This is a genomic window from Streptococcus sp. HMSC072G04 (assembly GCF_001813295.1).
Lineage (GTDB): Bacteria > Bacillota > Bacilli > Lactobacillales > Streptococcaceae > Streptococcus.
In genome coordinates this window covers 51,897-64,791 of sequence record NZ_KV812046.1, presented here as the reverse complement: position 1 = coordinate 64,791, position 12,895 = coordinate 51,897, and the positions used below count along the sequence as shown (strand labels likewise).

At 43.2% G+C, this 12,895-nt stretch carries 17 protein-coding genes; 14 read left to right on the top strand and 3 right to left on the bottom strand.

From position 1 onward, the window contains the following. Positions 1-441: 441 nt before the first annotated feature. Together yidC and HMPREF2904_RS10280 are read right to left on the bottom strand one after the other, a co-directional pair. The gene (gene yidC / locus HMPREF2904_RS10285; RefSeq protein ID WP_003008377.1) at positions 442-1,359 is read right to left on the bottom strand and encodes a membrane protein insertase YidC; all 918 of its coding nucleotides are present in this window, start codon (positions 1,357-1,359) and stop codon (positions 442-444) included. A gap of 77 nt (positions 1,360-1,436) precedes the next feature. Then, positions 1,437-1,715, bottom strand: a complete 279-nt coding sequence (locus HMPREF2904_RS10280; RefSeq protein ID WP_023918900.1) for an acylphosphatase — start codon at positions 1,713-1,715, stop codon at positions 1,437-1,439. A 73-nt stretch (positions 1,716-1,788) separates the two neighbouring features. Here HMPREF2904_RS10280 and HMPREF2904_RS10275 point away from each other — a divergent pair, with 73 nt between their 5' ends. The 14 genes from HMPREF2904_RS10275 (at position 1,789) to yidD (ending at position 11,232) form a co-directional block, all read left to right on the top strand. Then, positions 1,789-2,535: a TrmH family RNA methyltransferase gene (locus HMPREF2904_RS10275; RefSeq protein ID WP_070662797.1), complete on the top strand. Its 747-nt coding sequence runs from the start codon at positions 1,789-1,791 to the stop codon at positions 2,533-2,535. An 82-nt stretch (positions 2,536-2,617) separates the two neighbouring features. Then, entirely contained in the window at positions 2,618-3,109 is a 492-nt protein-coding gene (locus HMPREF2904_RS10270; protein ID WP_003005617.1) for an HDIG domain-containing metalloprotein, read from the top strand. Between the two features lie 28 nt (positions 3,110-3,137). Further along, the gene (locus HMPREF2904_RS10265) at positions 3,138-3,824 is read left to right on the top strand and encodes a Bax inhibitor-1/YccA family protein (RefSeq protein WP_070662561.1); all 687 of its coding nucleotides are present in this window, start codon (positions 3,138-3,140) and stop codon (positions 3,822-3,824) included. 95 nt (positions 3,825-3,919) lie between these two features. Next, positions 3,920-5,170 carry a diaminopimelate decarboxylase gene (locus tag HMPREF2904_RS10260; RefSeq protein ID WP_070662558.1) on the top strand — a complete coding sequence of 417 codons (1,251 nt, stop codon included), beginning with the start codon at positions 3,920-3,922 and terminating at the stop codon, positions 5,168-5,170. 55 nt (positions 5,171-5,225) lie between these two features. Next, positions 5,226-5,471, top strand: a complete 246-nt coding sequence (locus tag HMPREF2904_RS10255; RefSeq protein WP_003005109.1) for a YneF family protein — start codon at positions 5,226-5,228, stop codon at positions 5,469-5,471. A gap of 77 nt (positions 5,472-5,548) precedes the next feature. After that, complete coding sequence (gene racE, locus HMPREF2904_RS10250) at positions 5,549-6,343, top strand: glutamate racemase (RefSeq protein WP_003008361.1); 795 nt, start codon at positions 5,549-5,551, stop codon at positions 6,341-6,343. Next, positions 6,340-7,320 (top strand): nucleoside-triphosphate diphosphatase, encoded by a 981-nt coding sequence (locus HMPREF2904_RS10245; protein WP_070662556.1) that lies wholly within the window; start codon positions 6,340-6,342, stop codon positions 7,318-7,320. Before racE ends, HMPREF2904_RS10245 begins: the two co-directional genes overlap by 4 nt. Continuing rightward, positions 7,293-7,814 (top strand): metallophosphoesterase, encoded by a 522-nt coding sequence (locus tag HMPREF2904_RS10240; protein WP_070662553.1) that lies wholly within the window; start codon positions 7,293-7,295, stop codon positions 7,812-7,814. The genes HMPREF2904_RS10245 and HMPREF2904_RS10240 overlap by 28 nt, the downstream gene beginning before the upstream one ends. Next, positions 7,811-8,272 carry a cyclic-di-AMP-binding protein CbpB gene (gene cbpB, locus HMPREF2904_RS10235; protein WP_003008353.1) on the top strand — a complete coding sequence of 154 codons (462 nt, stop codon included), beginning with the start codon at positions 7,811-7,813 and terminating at the stop codon, positions 8,270-8,272. The genes HMPREF2904_RS10240 and cbpB overlap by 4 nt, the downstream gene beginning before the upstream one ends. Next, entirely contained in the window at positions 8,269-9,000 is a 732-nt protein-coding gene (xerD, locus tag HMPREF2904_RS10230; RefSeq protein ID WP_070662550.1) for a site-specific tyrosine recombinase XerD, read from the top strand. The genes cbpB and xerD overlap by 4 nt, the downstream gene beginning before the upstream one ends. Continuing rightward, on the top strand, positions 9,000-9,719 hold the full coding sequence (locus HMPREF2904_RS10225; RefSeq protein WP_070662547.1) for a segregation/condensation protein A: 720 nt from the start codon (positions 9,000-9,002) through the stop codon (positions 9,717-9,719). Before xerD ends, HMPREF2904_RS10225 begins: the two co-directional genes overlap by 1 nt. Then, complete coding sequence (gene scpB / locus HMPREF2904_RS10220) at positions 9,703-10,272, top strand: SMC-Scp complex subunit ScpB (protein WP_003017403.1); 570 nt, start codon at positions 9,703-9,705, stop codon at positions 10,270-10,272. The genes HMPREF2904_RS10225 and scpB overlap by 17 nt, the downstream gene beginning before the upstream one ends. Next, positions 10,262-10,993 (top strand): pseudouridine synthase, encoded by a 732-nt coding sequence (locus HMPREF2904_RS10215; RefSeq protein ID WP_003005375.1) that lies wholly within the window; start codon positions 10,262-10,264, stop codon positions 10,991-10,993. The genes scpB and HMPREF2904_RS10215 overlap by 11 nt, the downstream gene beginning before the upstream one ends. Then, positions 10,990-11,232 carry a membrane protein insertion efficiency factor YidD gene (gene yidD, locus HMPREF2904_RS10210; RefSeq protein ID WP_049486129.1) on the top strand — a complete coding sequence of 81 codons (243 nt, stop codon included), beginning with the start codon at positions 10,990-10,992 and terminating at the stop codon, positions 11,230-11,232. Before HMPREF2904_RS10215 ends, yidD begins: the two co-directional genes overlap by 4 nt. Before the next feature lie 223 nt (positions 11,233-11,455). On the opposite strand, the gene HMPREF2904_RS10205 is transcribed toward yidD, so the two are convergent. Then, positions 11,456-12,895, bottom strand: coding sequence for a TrkH family potassium uptake protein (locus tag HMPREF2904_RS10205; protein ID WP_070662544.1), 1,440 nt, complete (start codon positions 12,893-12,895; stop codon positions 11,456-11,458).

Below are 12,895 nucleotides of genomic sequence, written 5' to 3'. Positions count from 1 at the left end.
AGTCAAAATAGGAAGTTTGACGCAGAATCTTTAGATTCTAGGAAGACTTATCTTTTCGACACGATTCGCAGCCCGTGTTCAATTAGTTTTGAACCCCTTCGCTTTTCAATTTTTAGGCTCAGGCTAAAACAGTTCCCCGAACTGTTTTACTTTCAAAACTCCCCTAGTGCCTGAAACAATTATGTTTCAAGCACTTTTCTCACGGCGGAAAGTTTCAGTATCTGCTGTATGAACCTAATAGTTTATATCATTTTATTTTTTAACATTACTTAGGTAAAAACGGTCTTAAAGCAGGCTCTCCAAGAGGGCCTATTTTTTTGTGCTCTTAATCTCCTTGTGAGGGTGAAAATTCTACGTTGACTAACTGAACGGTATCAAAAAAGCACTTGAACCCTTGGGTTCAAGTGCTGCTCTATTTTCGCTAGAATTTAGTAGTTTGTACTACTTTCTATTGCGTTGTTTTCCTGCATTGCGGTTGTTTTTTGGTTTGTGTTGGATTTGTGTCGTCGCAGTTGGTGTGACATCTTTTTTCACGCGGTGACTAGTCGCTTTTGGAGGATTGTTTTTGTATTCCTCAGCGACGCGTTTGCGAAGATTTGGACGAATCAAGTAGTTGATGACAAATTGTTGGATAATTTGGATCACCCCACCGACTACCCAGTAAAGAGTCACTCCGGCTGAAGAGATCAATGAGAAGACACCGATCATAATCGGACTCATCAGTGATGCTTTGCGCATGCTTTCCTTTTGGGTTTCATCTTCAATTCCATGAAGAGAAAGCATACTTTGGATATAGTAGAGAACCGCTACGATCGCTGTCAAGAGCAAGCTTGGTTTTCCAAGAGCAATGCCAAGGAAGCTACTATCTGCTACCCCTTTGGTGTGTTGAGCTGCAAAGAAGAGAGCAGAGAAGAATGGCATTTGGATCAAGAGTGGCAAACACCCAACTCCACCAAACATGCTAACTCCATTTTCACGTTGAGCAGCCATTAATTCCTGTTGCGCCAATAGCTTTTCTTCTTGTGTGCTAGCGTTCTTCATGCGCTCTTGGATTGGCCCAAGGATAGGTTTTAAGTAGTTCATCTTTTCAGATTGGTAGGTTGCCTTCCATGATTGGTACAAACCAAGTGGCAAGATGATTAACCGCACGATCAAGGTGACGATAATAATCCCGATCCCAAAGCCCAAGCCAAGGTTGTTGGCAAAGAATTTGATGGCTTCGCCCATCGGACGGCCAAGAAGATTCCAGATCAATCCAGTCGGATTTCCAGTTTTTCGATCGACACTCACGCATCCTGACAAGAAGACAAGCGAAGCTAGTCCCATCGATGCAAGTAATGCAAGTTTATTTTTTTTCACAAATAGTTCCTTCTTTTTTTTAATGTTACCTTTCTATTCTACTGTTTTTTTTGAAAATACACAATAGTTCTCTAGTCTTAATTTGCAATTTTGAAGTCTGTATAGTTTTCAAAGTTTGCGAGCGTTACATCTAAATAAGTCACATGCGCAAAAGGTGTAGGACCTTTGCGAATTTCTTGGATGAATTTGGCCATTTGGCTACTAGACTCTGCCTGGGCCAGAATGCCAACCGTTCCGTCGTCATTATTCCAGACACGGCCAGTGATCCCACCGATCTCTAAAGCAAGACTGTACACTCCCCAGCGAAAGCCAACCCCTTGAACCCGTCCTTGGGCAATCATTTTTACCTTTTGCATGTGCGACCTCCTTGACTTGAAGAAATCTATCTGAGGCATGATTTCTTCTTTTTCTTTGTGCTATAATAGTTCTATGAATATTATAACGTCTAAATCCAATAATGTAATCAAAAATGCTAAAAAATTACATCAAAAAAAATACCGGACAGATTCTTATCTCATTGAAGGCTGGCATCTGTTTGAAGAGGCAGTAGAAAATCAAGCGAAGATTCGGCAGGTCTTTGTTTTAGAAGCCTATTTAGACCGGGTAGAGGACATCCAAAAAGTCACCATCGTGACTCCGGAGATCTTAAGTCTCTTGGCAGATTCGAAGACTCCGCAAGGGATTGTCGCAGAGATTCTTCTAGAGCAGCCAGAACTTCCGGATCAGCTACAAGGGCGCTTCCTCTATTTGGAGGATGTACAGGATCCTGGCAATGTAGGGACTATGATTCGAACAGCAGATGCAGCAGGCTTTGATGGCGTCATGCTTTCGAAAGCCAGCGCAGATCTATACAGTCTCAAGACCCTTCGATCCATGCAGGGCAGTCATTTCCATATCCCTATCTGGAAACTGGATCGAGAAGAACTATTGGAACGAGCTGCGCACTCTCATCTAGCAGTTCTCGCAACGACGCTTTCAGAAGCTTCCATTGACTACCGTCAGCTTCCTCAGACCGATCAGTTTATCCTGGTTATGGGCAATGAAGGAAATGGCATCAGCCAGGAAATGGCGGCACAAGCAGACCAGCTGGTTCATATTCCCATGCCAGGTCGGGCCGAGAGTTTGAATGTTGCAGTGGCAGCAGGAATTTTGATGTTTTCTTTAAGGAAATTTTGAGAAAAAGAAGTATACTTAACCTGTAAGAAGAAGTTGAGGGAGATCTTTTTGGGAGAGCTTATCAACGAAAGGTGGTTATCTTATGCAATATCATCGTGACAAAGAATACATGACCTATGTAGGCCATCTGATCCAGCATCCTAAGGTTCAAAAATTAGCTGACATTCCCCACCATATTCATTCCAATCGTTTGGAGCATTCCATTCATGTTAGCTATACCAGTTATAAACTGGCTAAAAAATTTGGTTGGGATGCTAAAAGTACGGCTCGGGGTGGCCTCTTGCATGACCTCTTTTATTATGATTGGCGCGAGACCAAGTTTACGAAAAGTCACGCCTGGATCCATCCCCGCATTGCCGTGAGAAATGCACGAAAGATCACAGATCTCAATGCCAAGGAAGAAGACATCATTATTAAACATATGTGGGGTGCTACCCTTGCCCCGCCTCGCTACAAAGAATCCTTCGTAGTGACCATGGTGGATAAATACTGGGCTGTTAAAGAAGCTTCAGAACCATGGCGTAAAAAGATGGCTAAAAGGAGATTTTTTCATCGAAAAATGTTAAAATCGTAGTAAACAAATTTGAAAGGAACTTGTTTATATGTATAATGATTCAGTAATCCAAGAACAAAGTGGATTGAATGCTTTTTATAACAAAATCTACTCATTAGTGGGGATCGGTGTTGGGATTTCAGCCCTTGTCTCTGGTCTTATGATGACGGTCTTTCAAGATTTCTTCGTTCAAATCTTGACAAAAGCACCCATGGTTTACTATGCAGCAGTGGTTGTAGAATTGATCTTGGTCTTTGTTGCAAGTGGGAAGGCTGTTAAAAATAGCCCGTCTGCTCTTCCGATCTTCTTGATCTACTCAGCTTTGAATGGCTTTACGTTGAGCTTTATCATTGCTCGCTACATGCAAGCAACTGTCTATAAGGCTTTCTTGGTCAGTGCCTTGATGTTTATTGTCATGGGAGCTATCGGACGCGTCGTGAAAAAGGACCTGTCTGGAATGGGACGTGCCTTGATGGGAGTCTTGATCGGTGTGATCATCGCTTCTGTTGTGAACATGTTCTTGAGAAGTTCTGGAATGGACTATATCTTGAGTATCATCTCTGTATTCCTCTTTGCAGGATTGACAGCTTGGGATAACCAAAAGATTCGCTATGTCTATGATCAAACAAATGGTCAACCTGCTACAGGTTGGGCAGTAGCAATGGCTTTGGAACTTTATCTTGACTTTATCAACCTCTTTATCAGCCTTCTTCGTATCTTCGGAAGAAACGACTAATCAAAGAGAGCTTGAGCTGGGGCAGTTGCCTCGGCTTTTTTTGTCTTCCGACTTGTGCTATACTAATAGTGACTAAAGAATAGAAATGAGCGCTTATGAAAACACCTTTTGTAACCCGTGAACAATTAGAAAGTCTGACCCAAGAATTTCCTACCCCTTTCCATCTCTATGATGAAGCAGGAATTCGTGAAACGGCTCGTGACCTCCATCAAGCTTTTGCTTGGAATGAAGGATTTAAGGAGTACTTTGCCATCAAGGCGACTCCTAACCCATCGATCCTAAAAATTTTGCAAGAAGAGGGATGTGGTGTCGACACGGCCAGCTACGTAGAATTATTAATGGCAGATAAACTGGGCTTTAGTGGAAAAGAAATCATGTTTTCTTCTAACAACACGCCAGCTGATGAATTTGTCTATGCGAGAGATTTAGGGGCAACGATCAATCTGGACGCCTATGAAGACATTGCTTTCTTGAAGTCTGTGACCAGCATCCCCAAGGTTATTTCTTGCCGCTATAATCCTGGTGGAGTTTTTGAACTGGGAACCGATATTATGGACAATCCTGAAGAAGCCAAGTTTGGAATGACCAAGGAGCAATTGATCCAAGCCTTTATCGAGTTGAAAGAACTAGGTGTGGAAGAGTTTGGCATTCATGCTTTATTAGCTTCTAATACTGTATCCAACGACTACTATCCAGAGCTGGCGCGTCAACTTTTTGAATTGGCAGTGGAAGTCGTCGAGAAAGCAGGTGTCCACTTGGGCTTCATCAACCTCTCTGGTGGAGTTGGGGTCAATTACAAGCCAGAACAAGAACCAAATGATATTGCCATTATTGGGGAAGGTGTGCATCGCGTTTTTGATGAGATTCTCAAACCGGCAGGACTTGGTCATGTGAAAATCTATACCGAGCTTGGTCGCTTTATGCTGGCTGCACACGGCCTCCTGGTAACCAGAGTCACTCATAAAAAGAAAACCTACCGGACCTATGTGGGCGTCGATGCTTCAGCTGTGAACCTTCTTAGACCGGCTATGTACGGTGCTTATCACCATATCACCAATATGGATCGTCCAGATGGACCAACTGAAGTGGTCGATGTCGTGGGAAGTCTCTGTGAAAATAACGATAAATTTGCGAAACAACGAGAACTACACGTGACGGAGATTGGAGATTTGCTCGTGATCCATGACACGGGAGCCCATGGATTTTCAATGGGGTATCAGTACAATGCCAAGTTACGTTCGGCAGAAGTTTTGCTTCAAGAAGATGGGCAGGCCCGTTTGATTCGTCGAGCAGAAAAACCAGAAGATTATCTTGCGACACTCTACGGCTTTGACATTGAAAAATAAGCGATTGTCTGATATAATGATAGTTATGTAAAAATAATGGATCGGAGAAAATTGTATGAATCTCTTTTTAGGAATTTTGTTGATTATTTTAGCTTTCTTTGGTGGGATGGTTGCAGGAATGTTCTTGCTTCGTCGTCAATTTGAAAAAGAATTTGCATCAAACCCACGTTTGAATGTTGAAGCAGTCCGTACGCTTTTAGGTGCCAGTGGCCAACGTCCAAGCGAAGCAAAAGTTCAACAAGTCTATCGCCAAATTGTGAACCAACAAAAATCAGCAATGGCGAAAAACAAGAAAAAATAAGAGTGGGGCAATCTCACGATAATAAATGAGAGGGGCTTGGAGGAATTTCTTAGTCCCTCCTTTTGGAAGGAAGAGATATGGATAACCGACCGATTGGTTTTTTAGATTCTGGAGTAGGGGGCCTGACTGTTGTCCGCGAATTGCTCCGTCAGCTTCCTCACGAAGATGTCGTCTATATTGGAGATTCAGCGCGTGCACCTTATGGTCCTAGACCAGCAGACCAAATTCGCGAGTATACTTGGCAGATGGTGAACTTCCTTCTGACCAAAAATGTCAAGATGATTGTCTTAGCCTGTAATACAGCGACGGCAGTTGTTTGGGAAGAAGTCAAGGAGAAACTTGATATTCCCGTTTTGGGAGTGATCTTGCCTGGAGCTTCTGCAGCCATTAAATCGACGACCCATCAAAAAATTGGGGTCATTGGGACACCGATGACGGTTTCTTCTGGAATTTATAAAGAGAAGATTCAAAGTCTAGCACCAGACATGGAAGTCAGCAGTTTAGCTTGTCCCAAGTTTGTTCCTTTAGTGGAATCAAACGAGTTGGCATCCAGTGTGACCAAAAAGGTGGTTTACGAAACCCTAAAACCACTAGTTGGAAAGGTTGATACTTTAGTCTTGGGATGCACCCATTATCCCCTTTTAAAACCGATCATTCAAAATGTTATGGGACCGGATGTCAAATTGATTGATAGTGGGGCAGAGTGTGTTCGGGATATCTCCGTCTTATTAAACTATTTTGAGCTTAATAAGAGTCGCGAACTCTTAGAGCAGACCCACCGCTTTTATACAACTGCAAATGCCAATAGCTTTGCAGCGATTGCCGAAAAATGGCTAGAACGTTCAGTGAATGTGGAGCATGTAAATTTATGAGTGACAAACTATTTGAATACAAAGATCCCCAGGATTGGTATATTGCCCAATGGGGGGAAGATGCAGACTACAACCAATTTAGTCAAGTGCCTACGGAAGCTTCCACTCTGTTAGATCAGCTGGAACTTTTCTTTGCCAAGGATCCTGAAGGATTCCCTCTCAATCTATCGGTGATGCGCTATGGTTCAGCCTTTCGTTTTCTGACCTTTTTGACTGAAATCTTGAATGAAGTCAAGGGAAGAGCTTTTGAGATCGTACAGCGTCAAGGAGCCTTGCTCTTGGTTGAAAAAGGGAAATTGCTCTATTTACATTTACCAAGTGATGGGGTGGATTTAGAAGCCTTCTTGGGTCAAGACAAGGTCAAAGATACGATTCTTATTGCGACTCGAAATGAGGGAAAAACCAAAGAATTCCGTAATATGTTTGAAAAGCTGGGCTTTGAAGTGGAAAATCTCAATCAATACCCAGAGCTTCCAGAAGTCGAAGAAACAGGTCTAACCTTTGAAGAGAATGCCCGCCTAAAAGCTGAAACGATCGCAGAGCTAACTGGGAAAACAGTCTTAGCGGATGATTCAGGTTTGAAGGTAGATATCTTGGGTGGCTTACCAGGGGTTTGGTCAGCTCGCTTTGCGGGAGTTGGTGCGACAGATGCAGAGAATAATGCGAAATTGTTGCACGAATTGGCCATGGTCTTTGACTTGAAAGATCGCTCAGCCCAGTTCCATACGACCTTGGTGGTCGCAAGACCAGGTAAGGAAAGCCTAGTGGTGGAAGCAGATTGGCCAGGGTATATTAATTTTGAGCCCAAAGGGGAACACGGCTTTGGCTATGACCCTCTCTTCTTAGTTGGGGAAACGGGCCGTGCTGCTGCTGAATTAACGCTTGAAGAAAAAAATACACAATCACATCGTGCTTTAGCTGTTAAAAAGTTATTGGAGGTATTTCCATCATGGCAAAGCAAACAATCATCGTTATGAGTGACTCGCATGGAGACCGCTCCATTGTTGAAGCTATTAAAGAAAAATACCTAGGCCAGGTCGATGGGATCTTTCACAATGGGGATTCTGAACTAAAAAGTGATGATCCTATCTGGGAAGGGATCCACGTTGTCCAAGGAAATATGGATTTTTATGATGGCTATCCGGAACGCTTGGTGACCCAACTAGGGCCAACACGGATCATCCAGACCCACGGACATCTCTTCCAGATCAATTTTAGTTTTCAAAAATTGGATCTGTGGGCCCAAGAGGAGGAAGCAGATATCTGTCTTTACGGCCACCTTCATATCCCAGATGCTTGGAAGGAAGGAAGAACCCTCTTTGTGAATCCTGGATCCGTTAGCCAACCTCGTGGTCTGATTCGCGAATGTTTGTATGCCAAGATAGAGATTACCGATTCGAACTTCAAGGTAGAGTATTATACGCGAGATCATGAATTGTACCCTGAATTGACAAAGGAGTTTAGCAGATGATAGCAAAGGAATTTGAACGTTTCTTGCTGGCGCAGGAAGAGACGTTCTTAACTCCTGCCAAAAATTTAGCGGTCTTAATTGATACCCACAATGTAGACCATGCGGTCTTGCTGTTGAGCCAGATTAGCTATAGTCGTATTCCGGTAGTGACGGATGAACGCAAGTTTGTGGGGACGATCTCCCTAACGGATATTCTATCTTATCAATTGAAACACGAGATTCCTGAGGAGACTTTTGCTTCGATGGATATCGTAGACGTTGCAAAGAAGGAGGTCGGGGTCATCGGCTTAGACTTCAATTTGACAGAAGTCCTTCACAAGTTGGTGGATGACTCCTTCTTATCAGTGGTGGATGAAGAAGGTTATTTCCAAGGGATTATTACGCGGAAATCGATTCTCAAAGCCATCAATTCGCTAATGCATAATTTTTCAAATGAATACGAGATGATTCCAAAATGAAAGAATTTATTGCAAGTTTTATTGATCAAAAAGAACTAAGTGAAAATTCTCAGTCAGCCTATTTCTATGATTTGGACCAATTTGTTGAATCAATTCATGGAAAAGTGACACCGACGAATTTGAGAATTTACCAAGCTTCGATTAAAGATTTTAAACCGGCGGTTCAAAAACGAAAATTATCCGCTGTTAACCAATTTTTATATTATTTGTATCAAGAACGCTTTATTTCTGAATACCATCGTTTGGTCTTGCCTAAAATTCAACCGGCCAAGACCCATGATCGTGAATTGTTGGATCTGACCCATTTTTGGGAAGAATCAATCAACCCTCAGGGACGCTTGATGGCCTTGTTGATTCTGGAGATGGGCTTATTGCCAAGTGAGATCCTCCAAGTCAAGGTCGAAGATATTCAGCTGGACTTTCATGTCATTCGAGTGGGCAAAAATGGCCAAAAACGGGTTTTAAAAGTTCCAGATCCTTTACTGGATGAGTTGCAACTCTTCCTCGATGGTGTCTATCTCTTTGATAATAAAGGAAAATCATACTCCCGTCAGTGGGGATTCCGGCAATTAGAAGCCTTCTTGATCGAAAAAGGCAACCAAGACCTTTCGGCGCAATCGATTCGTGAGCAGTATATTTTGAAACAACGTGAACTCGGTGTGGATCTCTTTAGTATTGCGCGTGAATTGGGGCTAAAAACCATGGTGACATTAGAAAAATATAAATAATGGATATTAAAATTAAAGATTTTGAAGGGCCTCTGGACCTCTTGCTCCACTTGGTCTCTAAATACCAGATGGATATCTATGAGGTCCCCTTGATTGAGGTGATCGAACAGTATCTGGCTTATCTGGCGACTCTCCAGGCTATGAAACTAGAGGTAGCAGGGGAATACATGCTGATGGCTAGTCAATTAACCCTGATCAAGAGTCGAAGACTTCTTCCTAAGGTCGTAGAGGAGATGGATGAAGCAGAGGATCTAGAGCAGGACCTCCTTTCTCAATTGGAAGAGTACCGTACTTACAAGCAATTAGGAGAGTTGATGGCCTCGCAGCATGAGGAGCGCGCCCTCTATTATTCAAAACCGAAGATGGAATTGGTCTATGACGATACCGAATTACTTCATGATCGCACCACGGTGGATCTCTTCTTGGCTTTCTCAAAACTATTGACCAAGAAAAAAGAAGAATTCCGCCAGAACCATACAACCATTGTAAAGGATGAATACAAGATTGAGGATCTGATGGACCAGCTGCGTCACCGATTCCACGATCGCTCACAAGTTCTCTTGCAGGACTTGTTTCTAGAAGCAGCTGATCTCCAAGAGGTCATTACCCTATTTCTTGCAACCCTTGAATTGATCAAGATTCAAGAGGTCACAGTGGTACAGGATAGGGCTTTTGGAGAAATTTACTTAAATAGGATTGAACATGAGCAAATTAGCTGAAATTGAAGCACTCTTATTTGTAGCGGGTGAAGAAGGAATTACTGCCAGACAAATCGCAGATCTTCTCTCTTTACCCCCAACAGGTGTGGTGCAAAGTTTAGAAAAATTGGCCCAAAAATACCAGGAGGATACAGATACGAGTCTGTGTTTGATGGAGACAGCTTCCCGTTATAAATTGGTGACAAAGGCAGACTACGCTTCGGTTTTACGAGACTATTCTAGAACGCCTATGAACCAAAGTTTGTCTCGGGCTGCCCTTGAAACCTTGTCAATCATTGCTTATAAGCAACCGATCACCCGCGTGGAGGTCGATGATATTCGAGGCGTCAATTCCAGTGGTGCTATTACCAAACTACTTTCATTTGATCTGATCCGTGAAGATGGAAAAAAAGAAGTCCTCGGGCGTCCTAATTTGTATGTCACGACGGAGTATTTTTTGGATTATATGGGGATCAATCATTTGGAGGAATTGCCAAAGGTTGAGGAAGTGGACATCGATCCAGAGGAAGGTCAATTATTTTCAGAGAGAACAGAGGAACTAGATGAGAATTAACAAATATATTGCCCATGCAGGCGTAGCTAGTCGTCGCAAGGCCGAAGAACTGATCAAGCAAGGCTTGGTGACAGTCAATGGCCAAGTTGTGCGTGAATTAGCGACCATCATTAAAACTGGCGATCAGGTTGAAGTAGAAGGGACTCCAATCTATAACGAAGAAAAGGTCTACTATCTTTTAAATAAGCCACGTGGCGTCATCTCTAGTGTATCGGATGATAAAGGGCGGACAACAGTCGTTGACCTTTTATCTCAAGTACCAGAGCGCATCTACCCAGTGGGACGTTTGGACTGGGATACATCTGGTGTCTTGATTTTGACCAATGATGGTGATTTTACAGATGAGATGATTCACCCGCGAAATGAAATTGATAAGGTCTATGTGGCGCGTGTCAAAGGGATTGCCAATAAGGAAAACTTGCGTCCCTTGACGCGAGGGGTGACCATTGATGGAAAGAAAACCAAGCCAGCAACTTACGAGATCTTAAAAGTGGATGTCGAAAAGAACCGTTCAGTGGTTCAGTTGACCATTCATGAAGGGCGTAACCACCAGGTTAAAAAGATGTTTGAAGCGGTGGGACTTTTAGTGGATAAACTCTCCCGGACCCAGTTTGGGAATTTGGACGTCTCAGGACTACGTCCGGGTGAATACCGTCGCTTGAATAAAAAAGAAATCAGCCAGCTGCACAATCTAGCAGTGACTAAATCTAAAAAAGCATGAAAACAATCCTGATTGCGCTGGTCAGAGGCTATCAAAAATGGATCTCTCCCCTATTTCCGCCTTCTTGTCGCTTTCAACCGACCTGTTCCAATTATATGATCCAAGCGATTGAACGTTTTGGTGTGAAAGGTGTCTTGATGGGGATCGCAAGGATTCTACGTTGCCATCCTGGAACCAAAGCAGGACCAGACCCCTTACCAGACCATTTTAGTCTGAAGCGAAATGAAGAATCAAAATAGGACGATCGCAAATAAACAGAAAAGAGGCTGGGACAAAAGTCCTAGCCTCTCAATTATTTTTGGATTGTCGAGCAAGACGCAGTGGTTGAGTGGGCTCTACTACGCTGATTTCATCAGCTTTTACAGCCCTACTCAACTGTGCGGAGGTGGGACGACGAAATCGAATTCTAACGAATTACCGATTTCTGTCCCACTCTCGTTGATTTTGTATAAGAGTTGTCTATCAGCGTTTAGACCATGTTTTAGGGAGGAAGAGAAGAATCATTGGATAGATTTCAAGTCGTCCGGCAATCATGGCTAAGGAAAGTAACAGTTTTGAAATGGGACTAAAGATGGAGAAGGTTTGACCTGTTCCAATCATAGGTCCAATGTTGTTGAAACAACTAAAGATAGCGCTGACAACCGTCATGAAGTTATTATTGTCTAGACTGACTACAAAGAGCAAGCCGATTGTGATAAAACTGTATATTGTAAAGTACTTGAGGATCTGATGCTGTGTATCCTTATCCAATACCGTATCATTGACATGCAAGGTTAGAACGCGATTCGGAGACAAGGTCGAAAGAACCTGATTTTTTGCGATTCGCCATAAGGTCAAGCACCGAATGACTTTAAGTCCCCCAGCGGTCGATCCAGCAGATCCACCGACCACCATCAGCATCAAGAGGATGAATTGAGAAAAGAGAGGCCATTTTTCCGTCGTTCCATAACCAAAACCGGTGGTGGTGATGATATTGGAAACTTGGAAGAAGGAAATCTCAAAACTCTTAGCGACATTGGCATAGAGATGAAGGACATTGTAAGCGATCAAGACACTGGACACGAGGACGATGGTGATATAGGTCCGCAATTCCTCATCTTTAAAGAAGGCCTTGAATTTTCGGATCATGAGGAAGTAGTAGAGGTTAAAGTTAACCCCGAAGACTAAAACCCCAATACTGACCAAATAGGTGATTAAACTACTATTGTAGTGGGCAATTCCGTCGTTAAAAACGGTAAAGCCCCCGGTCCCAGCCGTCCCCATGGCGATGACAAAACTATCATAAAGGGGCATGCCAGCAAGGAAATAAATAACTACAAAGAGGAAGAACAAGCCCAAGTACAAGAAGTAGAGGATTTGAGCTGTGTTTTTTAATTTGGAAACGACCTTCCCAAAAACTGGACCAGGAACTTCCGCCTTCATGACTTCGAGGTGGCTGTTCTTGTTATTGTCCATAATCGCAAGGGCGAAGACCAATACTCCCATCCCCCCAATCAAGTGGGTGAAACTGCGCCAAAAGAGGAGGGAGTGGCTGAGGACACCCACATCATCTAAAATCGTTGCCCCTGTTGTTGTAAAGCCAGAGCTGACTTCAAAGAAGGCATCGATAATGTTGGGGATTTGTCCCGAAAAGACAAAGGGAAGGGCCCCGAAGAAGGACCAGAGGATCCAACAGAGTGCTACAATCAGGACTCCTTCTTTAGCATAGATGTGAAAATCCTTTGGTTTGTGAAAACTACCAAGTAGCCCCAGCCCAAGTAAGATGGCCATGGTTGCCCCAATAGAGACAAAAACCTTGGCAGGTTCCTGATAGATCGTAGCGACGACTAAGGGAACGATCAGGAGAGCTGCCTCGATTAAGAGGAGCTTGGACAAGAGGTAACGAATCATGCTTCTATTCAT